This is a genomic window from Peribacillus sp. BM1 (assembly GCF_056679975.1).
In genome coordinates this window covers 4,122,548-4,138,961 of sequence record NZ_CM155259.1, presented here as the reverse complement: position 1 = coordinate 4,138,961, position 16,414 = coordinate 4,122,548, and the positions used below count along the sequence as shown (strand labels likewise).

The window sequence follows — 16,414 nt, the reverse complement described above, 5'->3', positions numbered from 1 at the left end:
ACGTATGCACAAATACGTGAAGACTGGACTTTTTGAACAATTTTTAAAATAAACGATGAAATGGGGAATACCATGCGTTCATATGAAAAGTCAAAACAAGCTTTTGCACAGGCACAGAACCTAATGCCAGGCGGTGTAAATAGCCCGGTTCGTGCATTCAAGTCAGTTGACATGGATCCGATTTTTATGGAACGGGGAAAAGGCTCAAAGATTTATGATATTGATGGCAATGAATACATCGATTATGTATTGTCATGGGGTCCGCTTATTTTAGGCCATTCGAATGAACGTGTCGTGGAGGCTATAAAAAAAGTCGCAGAAACTGGCACAAGCTTTGGAGCATCTACTCTCATTGAAAATGAATTAGCGAAGTTGGTCATTGAAAGAGTTCCTTCGATTGAAATGGTCCGTATGGTTTCATCTGGTACAGAAGCGACATTGAGTGCATTGAGACTTGCGCGCGGATATACAAGTCGCGATAAAATTTTGAAATTTGAAGGATGCTACCACGGCCATAGCGATTCATTATTAATTAAAGCAGGTTCTGGTGTGGCGACACTTGGCTTGCCGGATAGTCCAGGTGTTCCTGAAGGCATCGCCAAAAATACAATTACAGTTCCATACAATGATTTAGCAAGCGTTAAATACGCATTTGAACAATTTGGTGAAGACATTGCGGCCATCATCGTTGAACCAGTTGCCGGCAATATGGGAGTTGTCCCACCCGAGCCAGGATTCCTAGAAGGCTTGCGAGCTGTAACAGAAGAATATGGTTCTCTATTAATTTTTGATGAAGTGATGACAGGATTCCGTGTCGGCTATAATTGTGCCCAAGGATATTATGGCGTAACACCTGATATTACTTGTCTCGGAAAAGTAATTGGAGGCGGTTTGCCAGTCGGTGCATTCGGTGGGAAACGGGAGATTCTAGAACGCGTTGCACCAAGCGGAACGATTTATCAAGCAGGCACGCTCTCAGGTAATCCGCTTGCAATGACAGCTGGACTTGAAACATTGAGTCAATTAACGCCTGAAGTGTATCAAGAATTTATACGTATTGGCGATATGTTGGAAGCTGGTATTGGTCAAGCTGCCAAGAAATATGACATCCCACATACGTTCAATCGTGCCGGTTCTATGATTGGCTTATTCTTTACAAACGAAGATGTCATCAATTACGAAACAGCGAAACAATCCGACTTGAATTTCTTTGGCACCTATTACCGTGAAATGGCCCAGCAAGGCGTATACTTGCCGCCATCTCAATTCGAAGGGCTATTCCTGTCAACCGCCCATAGTGACGAAGACATTGAAAAAACAATCGCAGCTGCTGAACAAGCATTTGCTAAATTGAGAAAATAAAAGTAAAAAGCAGATTTACCTTTTGAGGTGAATCTGCTTTTTTCATGGAAATAGAGAGGGATTTATCAAGATATGCGTCAAGTCTAGGTTTTATGCGTCAGAAATGAAAAATATGCGTCAAGTCTAGGTTTTATGCGTCAGAAATGAAAAATATGCGTCAAGTCTAGGGTTTATGCGTCGAAAATGAAAAATATTCGTCAAATCTAGAATTTATGCGTCAACATGAAAAACTGCATACTTCAATTCTTCCCAGTCATTTTTCACGTCATATTATCGTAGGAATTTTCATAGATTGTTAATGGCATCGTTATTTGTTTTCTTAGTTTGGAAGGAGGAGTTTGTTTGTCAACCGAAAATCAATCGTTTTTACGATTTTCCTTAGAGGAATCAGTCTGGTTTCAAAAAGGGCAGGAGATAGAAGAGCTTTATTCACTATCGCTTGAACCGAATGTGACCATTCAAGAGAGTGACCAGTATGTGGTTATTAGGGGTTCGTTGGATTTGAGTGGGGAGTATAAGGAAACTGAAGAAGAAGCTGGGGCGTCAGATCTTGGATATTCACAGCCTTATTATCCGGAGACGATTCATAGTGTGGATCAAAGAGAAGACGGATTGAGTGAATTTATTCATCGTATCCCTGTTGATATTACGATTCCAAACAATCGCATACAGTCTCTAGATCATATTGATGTAAATATCCATGCTTTTGATTATTTTATGCCTGAAAAAAATTGCTTGAAGCTTGAGGCAGAGCTTTTAATTAGTGGGATTGAAGATTCGCGACGAGAAAGTAAATCTGAAGAACCAAGAGATTCTTTACATTCAGATGAATATGAAGAGGAAGAAAATGAGCGAGATGAATCAAATTCAACATGGGAAGAAACGGTTGAAGTGGAATTTGAGGATGAGAGTTATTCTTCTTCTGAGAATGTGGAGATCAAACCAGAGCCAGTCTCATTTTACCGGGAACCAGAAGAAATGGCGAATAAGCCAGAAGAAATCGAATATTCGTCAGAGGAAAATGAACCAGAACCAGCCTTTTTTTACCGGGAACTAGAAGAAGTAGCAAATGAGGCAGAAGCAATCGATGATTCGTTAGAGGAAAATGAACTAGAGCCGGTCTCATTTTACCGGGAATTAGAAGAGGCGGCAAATGCGGCTGAAGAAATGGAGTCTTCAGTAGAGGGAATCGAAGCAGAGTTAGTCCCTTTATCTCGAGAAATAAAAGTGGAAAAAGAAGATGAGGACGAGTTATTTACTCCGTTTGTTGTAGAGGCTAGGAAATTACCAGACATTGAAGAAGCTGAAGCATCACGGCCGATTTATGCAAATAAAACAGAAGAGATACAAGCTGTTGACCTTCCTATATTGGAGCAGAAATCAGAAGTGCCACTGAACCGCAAAGTTGAGAATCATGTACCTAATTCAGAAATCGTCACAGAGAATGTTTCTGAGAATTCTCTGTTGGAAAAGAAATATGCTCCATTACTTGATTTTGGCCGCCGAAAAGAAGAAAAAACAATGAAGGAAGAACCATCTGAACGTGAAAAAGCCAAAAGTGTTGATTCGGCAAAAAAAGAGACAACTAGCGACGATCATCTCTCGTTAACCTCCTTTTTAGGTCGAAAGCAAGAGGAAGAGTTAATTGGCATAAAAGTATGTATTGTTCAGCAAGGAGAAACCCTAGATAGCTTGGCTGAACGCTATGAAGTCAGTGTACAGTCACTTCTAAATAGCAATGAACTAGAACCAAGCCAAGATATCTATGAAGGTCAAGTATTATACGTTCCTAAGGTGAGAGTTACTAAAAATTAATCAAGGGCAGAGCGGGTCATCCCCTCGCTCTGCCTCCTTATCAAGAAATTAATTGATGGAAGTGAATTCCATGGCGGATCATGAAAGAAGAAACAAGGATACTGAAGCGGTTCTCCGTAACTATGCGATAGAAACGTACCATATTGAATATATGGGCAATATTACAAAGCTATACAGTGATAAAGGAGTCTTTGCTCTTAAATCGATTGATCCTCATATTGGGATTGATTTTATCCGAAATATTCAACGCTTATATCAGCGTGGATATAATCGAATTGTCCCCATCTATCAAACGATGGACGGCCGTTATGCGGTGCTTCACAACAGTCGATTGTATTATTTGATGCCTTGGCTTTCTGACCAGGAAGATGGAGAACGCTCCGAACGGAATAAGCAAATGTTTCGCGAGCTTGCTCGGATACACGCATTGTCAGTCAGAGAGATTTCCGTTGATAAGGAAGAGCGTGAAGAACATTATCAAACGACCCTTGAAGAATGGAAGAAACAGTTGGAATTTCTCCGTGAATTTGTTGAAAGCTGTGAAAAGAAATGGTATATGTCGCCATTCGAGCTGATGTACTGTACGTACTATACTGACCTTTCACAGGCACTAGAATATTCAACGAAAAAACTAGAAGAATGGTATGAGAAAACAAAGGATCATGAAAAGATCCGGACAGTTGTGACACATGGAAAGGTTTCATTGAAACACTATGTATACGATGATCGCGGCTACGGCTACTTTATTAACTTCGAAAATTCAAAAACAGCACCACCACATTTTGATTTGCTTCCATACTTAGTGGAGGCTGCGAGAACCTATCCATTTCCATGTGATGACTGTGTCGATCTTCTCTACAACTATATGCGCTATTTCCCCCTGAAGTCAGAGGAAGTATTGTTATTTCAAAGCTATCTCGCTTATCCAGGATCATCCATTGCGGTGGTTAAAGGCTATTTTGAAAAAAAGGGACATCGAAGTGAGTTACAATATGTCAGTCATTTTCAACGGCAATATTGGTTATTGAAAAATATTGAATATATGGTGATGAAAATCGAGGAAAACGAAAGGGCAAAGAAAGCAGCTGCAGAGGCGCAACAACAGCAAGAACAAGAACAGAATGCAGAATAATCCGATGCGTATGCTAAAAGGAACGGTAGCATATCGCTTCGGATTATTTTTTGATTCCTCATATCCAATTTTGCCGAAAAGAAATCAACAGTACGACAACGATCGAAAGCAGCAAAATATCTAAAAATGTCGGAAACAAAAGAGTGCGAAATCCCTGAAAAATACAGATCGGTAACATAAACTGACTACAAACATTACGGATACCTTTCAGCCAGGGCGGCAGCGTATAGGGAGTATAACGTTGTCTCAAAATTGCCCAACTCCTCACTTTTAAGTGGTACGATATCATATGGTTAAAAGTGGAGTTACGTGAATAAAGTGAAACTTCCATCAGTGGGTTTTCTATCCCTGCTGATGGTTAGTTAAACCGGAATAGATGATCACATTTCCGGAAATACTGAATATGATAAGAAAAACTGTCACAGATGTAAGGGTAGATACCAAAACGTATTTAAAAACTTATAAATTCATATTTAATTAAAAAACTAAAGAAGATGATTGACGTTAGGTGTATTTCTTTTGTAAAATGAATCTTAATGAATAATTACATATCAACCGCTATGATTGGAAGTAGTATGATGAAAAACCGCTAAAAGAGAGGAAGCCATTTGCTGAAAGGTTTCTAAGTGTGTCCCATCAGAAGTCGTCCATGAGCAGTTTCCGTGAACAAAAGTAGTAGCGGAAGCCGGCGAAAAGCCGTTATCTAATCTTTAAGAGCCGAGAAAAGGATTGAACTCTTTTTTCGGAAAAAAGGTGGCACCGCGAACAACTTTCTTCGTCCTTTTGTGATGAAGGAAGTTTTTTTGTGTCTTTAACACATTTTTAAGGAGGAAATTCAGATGGAAGAATTAACGATGCCGACAAAGTATGATCCGCAGTCCATTGAAAAGGGCCGCTATAAATGGTGGTTAGATGGGCAGTATTTCAAAGCGGAAAGTGATGAAAAGAAAGAGCCATACACGATTGTAATTCCACCACCGAATGTTACGGGTAAATTGCATTTAGGTCATGCATGGGATACGACGCTTCAAGATATTATTACGCGAATGAAACGGATGCAGGGCTATGATGTGTTATGGCTTCCTGGAATGGACCACGCTGGAATCGCAACTCAAGCTAAGGTTGAGCAAAAGCTTCGTGCTGACGGAATTAGCCGTTATGATCTTGGCCGTGAGAAATTTGTTGAAGAGACATGGAGTTGGAAAGAAGAATATGCAGGCCATATCCGTGATCAATGGGCAAAGCTTGGTTTAGGTCTTGATTATAGCCGAGAACGATTTACATTAGACGAAGGACTTTCTAAAGCAGTGCGAGAAGTATTTGTAAAGCTATATAATAAAGGGTTGATTTATCGCGGCGAATATATTATTAACTGGGACCCTTCAACAAAAACAGCGTTATCTGATATCGAAGTAATTCATCAGGATGTTCAAGGTGCGTTTTATCATATGAATTATCCATTAGCTGATGGATCGGGTTCCATCGAAGTGGCGACAACTCGTCCTGAAACGATGCTAGGGGATACAGCAGTTGCTGTTCATCCAGAAGATGAACGTTACAAGCACCTAATTGGCAAGCATGTTATTTTGCCAATTGTCGGCCGAGAAATTCCAATTGTTGCAGATGATTATGTCGATAAGGATTTCGGTTCAGGTGCAGTGAAGATTACGCCAGCACATGATCCAAACGATTTTGAACTTGGCAACCGCCACAATCTTGAGCGCATTCTTGTCATGAACGAAGATGGCTCGATGAATGACAATGCAGGATCATACAAAGGACTCGACCGTTTTGAATGCCGAAAACAAATTGTCAAAGACTTACAAGAACAAGGCGTTCTGTTCAAAATTGAAGAACATATGCATTCTGTTGGTCACTCTGAGCGAAGTGGCGCTGTCGTTGAACCATATCTTTCTACGCAATGGTTCGTCAAAATGCAGCCATTAGCAGATGAAGCGATTAAACTTCAACAAGGATCAGACGAAGAAAAAGTTCACTTCGTACCGGATCGTTTTGAGAAAACCTATTTACGCTGGATGGAGAATATCCGTGATTGGTGTATTTCTCGTCAACTTTGGTGGGGTCATCGCATTCCGGCTTGGTATCATAAAGAAACAGGCGAAGTATATGTAGGTCAAGAAGAACCTAGTGACTCAGAAAACTGGGAACAAGATACAGATGTACTTGATACATGGTTCAGCTCGGCACTATGGCCATTTTCAACAATGGGCTGGCCGGATCGTGAAAGTGCCGATTTCAAACGCTACTATCCAACTGGTTCACTCGTTACGGGCTATGACATTATCTTCTTCTGGGTGTCTCGAATGATTTTCCAAGCGATTGAATTCACTGGCGAGCGTCCATTTAAAGATGTACTCATTCATGGACTCGTACGTGATGAACAAGGTCGCAAAATGAGCAAATCCCTTGGTAATGGTGTCGATCCAATGGATGTCATCGATCAATATGGTGCCGATTCATTACGTTACTTCTTATCAACAGGAAGTTCACCTGGCCAAGATCTTCGCTACAGCACAGAAAAAGTGGAAGCAGTATGGAATTTTGCTAATAAAATTTGGAATGCATCCCGTTTCGCATTGATGAATATGGATGGAATGAAATATGAAGAAATTGACTTAACTGGTGAAAAATCCGTTGCGGACAAATGGATCTTAACTCGTCTGAACGAAACGATTGAAACAGTTACGCGTCTAGCTGATAAATATGAATTCGGTGAAGTAGGCCGCGCTCTTTATAACTTTATCTGGGATGACTTCTGTGACTGGTATATTGAAATGGCGAAGCTACCATTATACGGTGAAAATGAAGCAGCGAAGAAAACGACTCGTTCAATTCTCGCTTATGTACTTGATAACACCATGCGTTTATTGCATCCATTCATGCCGTTTATTACCGAGGAAATATGGCAGAACTTGCCGCATAATGGCGAATCCATCACTGTTGTAGCATGGCCGGAGGTGCGTTCTGAACTTACGGACAGTGCAGCAGCTGAGGAAATGAAGTTGCTTGTTGAAATCATCCGTTCTGTACGTAATATTCGCAGTGAAGTAAATACACCACTTAGCAAGAAAATCAAGCTCATTCTGAAAGCGAAAGATGAAAGCATTGTAGCAACACTTCAAAATAACCGTGCCTACATTGAACGATTCTGTAATCCAGAGGAATTGACAATCGGTACAGTAGTAGATGAGCCAGGTCAAGCAATGACAGCTGTCGTTACAGGTGTGGAACTTATTCTACCACTTCAAGGCTTAATCAATATCGAAGACGAAATTAAACGTTTGGATAAAGAGCTGGAGAAACTGAATAAAGAAGTAGAACGTGTGCAAAAGAAACTAGGCAATGAAGGCTTCGTGAAAAAAGCCCCTGCACAAGTAATTGAGGAAGAAAAAGCGAAAGAAAAAGACTACGTCGAAAAACGTGACGCTGTTATTCATCGTATGAATGAATTGAAACAGCTGTAAACAAGAAAAGCGTAGCCGCCTTGAAAAGGAAGGTCAACTAAGTTCGCCACGTCCTGTGGCAACGTCGGCATGATCCGCATCCTGCGGGCCCAAGAAAAAAGGATGACTCAAAAAGGTAACAGATGACTCTATGGGTCATCCTTTTTTATTAGTTGCATAGATGGATAATTGAATTGAAAAAAGCCACTTTGAAGGTCAAGAAAATTCCAGCCGTCCATGAAAAAAATCATTTTGCCTATTTTTTAGGAATTTGTTATGTTTAAATGTGATCCTGTATTAAAAGTTTGAGAAAAAGATCGATTTTTAGGGAGTGGTATGTTTGTTTCAATCCATGGAAGAAGTAATGGACTATTTATATAGTAGAGAATCGAAGCTTGGGATGGACTTCGGGCTCGCACGGATGGAGAACCTTTTAAAAGAGCTCAGGAATCCAGAAAAGAGCTTTCAATCCATACATATTGCTGGATCAAATGGCAAAGGCTCGACATTGAATGCCTTAAAAGAAATCTTAATGGCCCAAGGTCTTAAAGTTGGCAGTTTTACTTCACCACATCTAGAAAAAGTGAACGAAAGAATGATGATAAATGAAACGATGATCTCAGATGAAGAAATCATTGAACATATGAATACCCTTTATCCTTTATTGGAAGAAGGGCAAGTAGGATATCGTGCTACTTTTTTTGAGATTATTACGATCCTATCCTTTCTTTATTTTCAAAACAAAGAGATGGACATTGCGCTCATTGAAACTGGATTAGGTGGCAGGCTTGATTGTACGAATGTCATCACTCCTTTACTATCTATTATCACGTCGATTTCTTTAGAGCATACGAATATTCTTGGGAATACTTTGGCTGAAATCGCATCTGAAAAGGCGGGTATTATTAAACATGGTGTTCCGGTTATTAGCGGTGTAACGGAAGAGGAACCAGCTACGGCTATAATGGAGTATGCCAAAGTACAGGATGCAAACCTTTATTGTATAAATAAAGAAATCTTCGTGAATGAGCCTAGCCAAGTTCAGGATGGCCAATATTTTTCGTTTAAAATGGGGAATACAACGCTTGAACAAATCGACCTTAAAATGCTCGGTCGTCATCAAGTGAATAATGCGGCGCTAGCTATTGCAGCAGTAAGGCTATTAGTTGAAGAATCCCATCTAGAAATCTCTGAAAATAGCATTCGGCAAGGGTTGGCAAAAGCACATTGGGCTGGGCGATTTGAAGTGTTACCAGGTCATATCATTTTAGATGGCGCTCATAACCCTGCTGGAATGAAAGTTTTGTTGGAAACATTACAAACTAGATATCCTGATTTGAATTATCATTTTGTTTTTACTGCTTTACAAGATAAAGACTACAATCAAGTGTTAAGCATGGTAGATGAACAAGCAGCATCGATTATCTTTACCGAAATTGATTTTAAGCGAGCAGCATCAGCACAGGAACTTTTTGAAAAAAGTAAGATAGATAAGAAAAAGGCCATCATAAACTGGCAGGAAGCAATCGATTATGCACTGAATCATCGAACTATAAATGATTTAGTCATCGTCACAGGTTCCCTCTATTTTCTCGCACTTGCCCGACCGTATATCATGAAAAATAGCTGAACAGACGATTCATGTATCGAGCGGGAAAGGAAATTTGCGTGCCAGAGCCCAATTTGACACAAAAATTTATGAAGCCAACTGCCATAATCATACGAGATCAACCCTTTATGACAGTTTTTATAAAAAACTTGTAGCTTAATGATGCGATGGGGCAATGTTCAGTAGAAACACCAGACTTAGCACAGATATTAACTTCCCGTTTCAAGCATTACGTGCCAGAATTAGTAATATGAATCGATATGGGTGCCAAGCAACCAGGTATCTCAATATGACGGGTGAAAAACATATTTAACGATCGGACCTTTCGCAAACTATAGACATTTCATTTGAACTGTGTACAGTAGGCATTAGGTTGGATCTTTTTTTAGTTTTGGATTACTTTTTCTAATTCATTGGTTTATGATAGGAATGATAAGTTAAATGCGGGGTGAAGCACTTTGATGATTATATATACAACAATGATTGCTGTCGTTCTGCTAGCTATACTCCTGTATACACTTCCTTTGCGAATATCGCGGTCTGGGAGAACGGCTATTTTGATATGTAGTGTTTGTCTCGCAGCAATTCCGCTTGTTGCGAATGATTTTTTTCCGCGTTGGTTTCTATATAGCGCGCAGTTTCTATTGGCTATTCTTATGACTTATATCATGGTGAATAGACTCGAGTTTTCTCATGGAAAGGAAACAGAAGAAGCCAATTTATCGGAAATGGATCCGTTGTTTTCTTTTGCTGAGTTACAGGAACGAGCAAAAATGAGTGAAACGGTAGATGAATACTATGCTTCTTCAAAAGAGCAGCCAGAACCATTTATGATTCAAGAAGTTGAAGGGGAATCAGACACATCATTTGTTAAAATTGAAACGATCATGAATAAGCCGCTGGAATTAAAAGAGGATGCTTCTGAATTTATTGATTTTACGAATCGAGAAATTTTGGGGACTGAGGATACAGATGACCTAGAACCTTTCAGTTCAAGTGAGGAAGAACAGGTTTTTGCAGCAAGAAAGAAAATCTTTGAAAATCTTGAAGCGCAGGTAGCAACTTCTATAGAGGACGAGCAGCTGAGCAAGAAAGAAGTAAACCTTGCACCGGCTGAACGTCTCAGTCTGGAGTTTGATGATTTGGAAGAAATGTATTTGAAAAAAAAGCAAGCAGGGGGCCAGTAAATGGAGAAGCGTTTCCCTACCTACATACGAGTTTTTACCATTGTCATCCTTTCAACGACTTTTATTATGTCGTTTTCACAATTAGGAGTCAAAGCCTACGAGAAATTCCTGCAACAAGATCAAAAGTTTGCTACGAATACATTCATTGGAACTGTTCAGGTTAGTGGCGAGTCTACTAAACAAGCAAACGAAAATCTCATCCACACGATTGCTGAATGGCAAAGCAAAAGTCGCCTTTCGTTAACCTTTGCAGATCGTAAAACGACGATCCCTGCGGATTTTATTCATTTCTCGCCAAATGAATCTGTTCGAGATGCCAAAAATGGTATGAGTAATCCGTTTTTGGCAACTATAACGGAATCAAATCTAAAACAATTGTTAAAAGAAATTGCCGATGAAAAAGTGATTGCAGTTGTAAAGATTGCTGAATTGCAAGCAGAAATTCAAAATAAAGCTAGCTTGCTTGATGTGAATGAGCAAGCGATCAGTTTAACGAATTTTTTTGACGATTCCCAGTCTACAAATGTGATTTCTCATGCAAAAAAGCAAGATATAGACGTCAAATCATTATCTTCATGGGTCCAAAGTACATCTCCTATTACGATTCCAGCTTTCGGTGAATTTTCTTTCGTCAACGATGTAAGTGTGAATGCTGGCAATTGGACGGATGAGTTCTTAACAGAAGCAGCCTCTGTATTATATGAAGCAAGCCTTGCAACAAACCTACAAATTCTTGAACGAAATATAAGTAAAGAGCGACCTGAAGGGGTTAAAGTAGGCTATGAAGCAAAAGTCAATCGAAACGGAATGGATTTAAAATTAGCCAATCCTAATGACTTCGAAATGACAGTTACATTCAAAGCTACTCAACCAGGCGTGCTTACTGTTGAAATTAGCGGCTACGAGACAGAACAACGATATAAAGTCGTATTAAAAGATCAGAAAACCATCCCTTACCGGAAAATCATTCAATATACAGCATTATTGCCTAACGGATCAGAAACGATTAAAGAGAAAGGGAAGTTGGGATATTCTGTAGCTGTTTACCGCGAAACGTATAATTCATTGAATGAAAAACTGGATTCCGTGCAAATTTCGAATGACTTTTATTTACCTGTGAATGAGGTTGTTTTGAAGGAAATACCTGTGGGGTCTGGGGTAATAGGGGGAGATGATATGGAATTAGAACGGATTGAAGAAGGTGAAGATGATCATTTGGACGAAGAACTAGATACGCAACTGGGAGTTGATGAAGAACTTGGTGAAGACTCAATAGAAGAGAAACTACCATTGGATACAAAAGAAAAAGATAAATCTATAGACTAGACTTGAGAAATGGCTGCCAAATATTTTTGGCAGCCGTTCTGGTTATTTTTCTAATCATCTGTTACTTCATTTTTAGTGAGTTATAAACCCGACCTTTTTTGTTAAATCATTTGTATTTGTTAATTAATCTTACTTAGTGTCTGAAGTGGAAAATCTTTAGGATCCCTTATATACTGTTCTATACCCTTGAATGTAATAGTAGTTCCCCCACTTGTCACATTAAAACCATTTCTAGCAATTACTACACCTTCAAATGATTCACCACTAAAAGTTACCTTGCCATTTGGGGCAAATAAGACCCCTGTCATTTTTAAGCCCCCGCTATTGATAGTAATATCTCCCTGACTAACAATGATTGCGTTAGTAAAAGTATTTACATATTTTCCTAAACCACTATCATAATAGCTTTGAACATTTATGCTATTCCCATATAATCTCATATTATCAGGTTTTATCGTTTGGGTATATCCGCGATCCTTGTACCACTGAGAATCTTTTAATGGTGGAATATCCATATAACTCTTAGTTAACTTTGGAACATCAGCTTTAAGAATCACTTTGTCCAGAATAGATTGATGATAATTATTAGGATATTTTAAAGTCCCTTTATAATAAATTCTTGCATTTCCTTCTATCGTAGGTGTCCAATCCAATTCAACATTCCCTTGAACGTAAACATTTCCATGAATGATAGCATCTTTGAGCTTAAGGTTTCCATTAACATATACATCTCCATATATATGCCGTGTTCCACCCCACAAGGTTACATCTCCATTCACATATATCGTTCCTGGAGATGTAGGTGAACCCAAACCTGCACTACCTCCATCTATATTTACGGACCCATTTATATTAATATTAGAAACATTACTAAATGAACCACCGTTTAATTGACTGCTAAGCAAATTTCCTCCAACAATAATCGTGGCATTAGGTCCGTTCACTTGATTACCTTGAAATTCAAACTGTGAACCATACACAAAAATACCATTCTTTACTAGATACGTATAAAAGTCTTGCCCTATACTAGGAGTAGGAGGCTTCACGATCTCACCCGCAATAGGCTGATTCGTTGTCCCCGGTAACACCGTTTCCAAGTTGTATTCGTTTTGATAGTGATCTTTCATAGTAAAAGCTACTTTGAAAGTTGAGGTAGACAACAGCTGTATACTTTGCTCTGAAACGACTTTAGTCCCATTGATTAGTACTTCTGTAAAAAGATAATTTGTTTCTGTTGCTAACGGATTTTTCTTTTCTTTCTCTGTGTATAACATGCCAGAACTATACCAAATACTATCTCCATTCTCATGCATCGATCGCAACTGGGTCATGACAATATTTGCTTCTTGTCTCAATTCGTTATGCGATTGTGTCTTCTCCTTAACGTGTAGCGTTTGAAAAAACACACCGTACACAACACTCCCAATAAATCCTGTAATGGCTAAAGCGGCTAGCACTTCTATTAAAGTAATGCCAGATTCCTTGTTTACCTGTTTCATGAAATTCCCCACTTTTTGATAAAATTGATCCATTCCCTATTATAGTTTGTTATATAATGAATAAAAAGACATTAGGTGGTAGCAAGTCGTGAATAATCTAAAAAATAATCAAGCCTTCACTCTTATTGAAGTTCTAGCTTCCATCACAATCCTTGGTATTGTGTTAACGATATTTTTATCCTTCTTCTCAAATGCAATGACATTTTCTACAAAAACAGAAGATAAATTAACAGCAATTAATCTAGCTGAACAAGAACTTTATGAGGTAACAAATAGCTTGGAAACATATTGTAAAACAAACGATTGCCAAACTATCCCAGTAGATAAGTATATTCGTCCATCCATTCCATTAAATCAAAAAAACTATCTTTCAACCGTGACACCTTTAACACAAAGTAGACAAGAAAGCTCACTAGGCTTACTTCCTATCTCTATAAGAATAGAATCAGAAGACCATAAAGAACTAACGATTGCATATGGATATGTAGATGTAGGCCTCAACAATTAGGAGAATAATTGATGAAACAAAAAAATGAAGCAGGTTATACATTAGTGCTTGTATTATTAACGATTACATTAATCCTTATTTTTTCAGTAACTTTAATTAGCAATGTTTTAAACAGTTCTTTGCAGAATCAAAAATCAGAGGGAAATATACAGTTACATCAATCATCACGAATGGGTTTAAAGTATGTTGAGAAGGAGATAAACACAGCAAATAACGAAGCAAAAAAAGCGGTCATAAAATGGCTAAATGAGTTCCCTACCACTAACGCTATTCCTACAGACGCTGAAATTGCTGTTAAATACGAAAAAGAATTTAGAACTAAATTAGTAGATAAAGAAATCATATCATCTGATAAAATGTATCAATTTAAAATAGATTATATTAGTATAACAAGAGTAGATAACACTCTTACGGTCACATATACTATTACTCCCTCATTGAATAATGTGTATGCTCAAGCAGATTCGGAACGAGAAAAAACCATTAATATAAAGATCCAAGAACAAAATCGCTAAGCAACCTCTCTCCCATCTCAAGTGTAGATGTACTCACTTGGGATCCTTTCACGCTTGTCGCATCGTTCCATGGCAAAAAGGGCAGACTGCTTCAACTTCATCTCCCTTTTTCAAATTATAACTAAATTCGTATACAACAAAGTTAGGTACCTCGTCTATTTTCCTACAATCCATGCAAACAAAAGGGACAAGTTCTTCTTTTTATCTAAATAGAATGGAAAAACATCCCAATATCCTTATTCGTATAGTACTACAAAGATTGAGTAATTCGCTCTATAATTTAAGTAGATTTCATGTTATTTTGAATGATAGCAGACAATGATCAAAGAATGCCAGATAGGGGTGATAGAATGAAAAGTGAAAGAAAACGTTTAGGCGATTTACTTGTTGAAGCAGGGATCATTACGGAAGAAAAATTGCAGGATACATTAACATACAAAAAAGAAGGGCAAAAAATGGGTGATGCCTTATTGGAACGCGGATTAATCAATGAGCAGCAACTCATTGAGGTGCTTGAGTTCCAACTAGGTGTACCTCAGATCAGCTTATTTCATTATCCCGTAGATACAGCCGTCTTAAGCTTGATTGCAAAAGATTTTGCCTTCAGAAACTTAGTCATGCCAATAAAAAAAGAAGGGAATCAACTCATTGTAGCGATGCATGATCCGATGGATTATATCGCATTAGATGATATGGGGCTATCGACTGGTTTGGTGATCTCACCTGTCATAGCGAAAAAGGAAGAAATCATTGCGTCACTCTATAAATACTATAGCAAGACAGAGACATTTGAAGAATTAGATATGAACAGGATCGCGACTGAGAATCTAGATGGTGAAGATGCACCAGCTGTTAAGCTTGTCAATCAACTTCTTGAAGCGGGCGTACAGATGAAAGCGAGCGATATTCATATCGATCCACAGGAATCAAACATCCTTATTCGCTATCGGGTCGATGGGATTTTACGTACAGAACGTGTCCTTTCGAAGAATATTTATAGTTTGTTAATTGCTAGAATTAAAATTTTGGCTAATTTGAACATTACCGAAACGAGACTGCCACAGGATGGCAGAATTAAATTGAATGTGAATGCTACGCCTATTGATTTACGAATTTCATTATTGCCAACCGTATTTGGTGAAAAAATCGTCATTCGTATTTTAGATTTATCCAATGTGATGATTCATCTTTCGCAGCTTGGTTTTAATCAAGTGAATGTCAAAACCTTTGTTGCGATGATTGAACGGCCGTCTGGGATGATTCTGATTACGGGGCCAACCGGTTCTGGAAAAACATCGACTCTATATGCGGCATTGAATCATTTGAATACTGAACAAGTCAATATTATTACTGTGGAAGATCCTGTGGAATATCAAATGAAGGGCATCAATCAAGTGCAGGTCAATCCAAGCGTCGGTCTAACGTTTGCTAGTGGCTTGCGCTCGATTTTAAGACAAGATCCAAACATTGTCATGATTGGCGAAATTCGTGATCGCGAGACAGCGGAAATAGCTGTTCGGGCATCCTTAACGGGCCATCTTGTATTAAGTACTTTACATACCAATAGTGCGCTTTCGACGATTCCGAGACTATTAGATATGGATGTCGAACCATATTTGGTCGTTTCCTCCTTAACTGGCGTCATCGCTCAGAGACTGATTCGCAAAGTCTGCCCGGATTGTAAACTAGCATACACACCATCTGCCATGGAAAGAAATTTGTTTCAAAAACGTGGCATACCTGTGCAATCTTTATATCGTGGCAAAGGATGTTCAAGCTGTCAAAATAGTGGCTATCATGGCAGGCTTGCGATTCATGAAGTATTGAATATCGATGATACGATTCAATCGATGATGATGAATAACAAGCCGCTTAGTGAAATCAAGCAATATACGGTTCGCAATGGGATGATTTTTCTCATTGACGATGGCTTGCTAAAAGCCAAGCAAGGATTGACAACGGTAGAGGAAGTACTACGGGTAGCGGGACATGATTAG

11 protein-coding genes and 1 other annotated feature are annotated in these 16,414 nt (G+C 38.8%); of the genes, 10 read left to right on the top strand and 1 reads right to left on the bottom strand.

Annotation, left to right across the window (positions count from 1 at the left end; translation table 11 throughout):
- Window positions 1-72 precede the first annotated feature (72 nt).
- The 7 genes from hemL to AC1MGI_RS19740 all read left to right on the top strand — a co-directional run bounded on the left by hemL (window position 73) and on the right by AC1MGI_RS19740 (window position 11,895).
- Entirely contained in the window at window positions 73-1,362 is a 1,290-nt protein-coding gene (gene hemL, locus AC1MGI_RS19770; protein WP_480347234.1) for a glutamate-1-semialdehyde 2,1-aminomutase, read from the top strand.
- 342 nt (window positions 1,363-1,704) lie between these two features.
- Complete coding sequence (locus tag AC1MGI_RS19765; RefSeq protein WP_480347232.1) at window positions 1,705-3,177, top strand: LysM peptidoglycan-binding domain-containing protein; 1,473 nt, start codon at window positions 1,705-1,707, stop codon at window positions 3,175-3,177.
- A gap of 70 nt (window positions 3,178-3,247) precedes the next feature.
- The gene (gene ysxE, locus AC1MGI_RS19760; RefSeq protein WP_480347231.1) at window positions 3,248-4,309 is read left to right on the top strand and encodes a spore coat protein YsxE; all 1,062 of its coding nucleotides are present in this window, start codon (window positions 3,248-3,250) and stop codon (window positions 4,307-4,309) included.
- Window positions 4,310-4,860: 551 nt separating this feature from the next.
- Window positions 4,861-5,095, top strand: a binding site (T-box leader).
- A 53-nt stretch (window positions 5,096-5,148) separates the two neighbouring features.
- On the top strand, window positions 5,149-7,794 hold the full coding sequence (locus tag AC1MGI_RS19755; protein ID WP_480347229.1) for a valine--tRNA ligase: 2,646 nt from the start codon (window positions 5,149-5,151) through the stop codon (window positions 7,792-7,794).
- Window positions 7,795-8,104: 310 nt separating this feature from the next.
- Entirely contained in the window at window positions 8,105-9,403 is a 1,299-nt protein-coding gene (locus tag AC1MGI_RS19750) for a bifunctional folylpolyglutamate synthase/dihydrofolate synthase (protein ID WP_480347227.1), read from the top strand.
- 440 nt (window positions 9,404-9,843) lie between these two features.
- Window positions 9,844-10,569: a hypothetical protein gene (locus tag AC1MGI_RS19745; RefSeq protein WP_480347225.1), complete on the top strand. Its 726-nt coding sequence runs from the start codon at window positions 9,844-9,846 to the stop codon at window positions 10,567-10,569.
- The gene (locus tag AC1MGI_RS19740) at window positions 10,570-11,895 is read left to right on the top strand and encodes a VanW family protein (protein WP_480347224.1); all 1,326 of its coding nucleotides are present in this window, start codon (window positions 10,570-10,572) and stop codon (window positions 11,893-11,895) included. It begins immediately after the preceding gene.
- A 119-nt stretch (window positions 11,896-12,014) separates the two neighbouring features.
- Here the strand turns inward: AC1MGI_RS19740 and AC1MGI_RS19735 are convergent, their stop codons facing one another.
- Window positions 12,015-13,394 carry a prepilin-type N-terminal cleavage/methylation domain-containing protein gene (locus AC1MGI_RS19735; RefSeq protein ID WP_480347223.1) on the bottom strand — a complete coding sequence of 460 codons (1,380 nt, stop codon included), beginning with the start codon at window positions 13,392-13,394 and terminating at the stop codon, window positions 12,015-12,017.
- An 88-nt stretch (window positions 13,395-13,482) separates the two neighbouring features.
- Between AC1MGI_RS19735 and AC1MGI_RS19730 the strand changes: the two genes are divergently transcribed.
- The 3 genes from AC1MGI_RS19730 to AC1MGI_RS19720 all read left to right on the top strand — a co-directional run bounded on the left by AC1MGI_RS19730 (window position 13,483) and on the right by AC1MGI_RS19720 (window position 16,414).
- The gene (locus tag AC1MGI_RS19730; protein ID WP_480347222.1) at window positions 13,483-13,902 is read left to right on the top strand and encodes a type IV pilus modification PilV family protein; all 420 of its coding nucleotides are present in this window, start codon (window positions 13,483-13,485) and stop codon (window positions 13,900-13,902) included.
- An 11-nt stretch (window positions 13,903-13,913) separates the two neighbouring features.
- Window positions 13,914-14,417: a hypothetical protein gene (locus AC1MGI_RS19725; protein ID WP_062177154.1), complete on the top strand. Its 504-nt coding sequence runs from the start codon at window positions 13,914-13,916 to the stop codon at window positions 14,415-14,417.
- Between the two features lie 350 nt (window positions 14,418-14,767).
- Window positions 14,768-16,414, top strand: coding sequence for a GspE/PulE family protein (locus AC1MGI_RS19720; protein WP_480347219.1), 1,647 nt, complete (start codon window positions 14,768-14,770; stop codon window positions 16,412-16,414).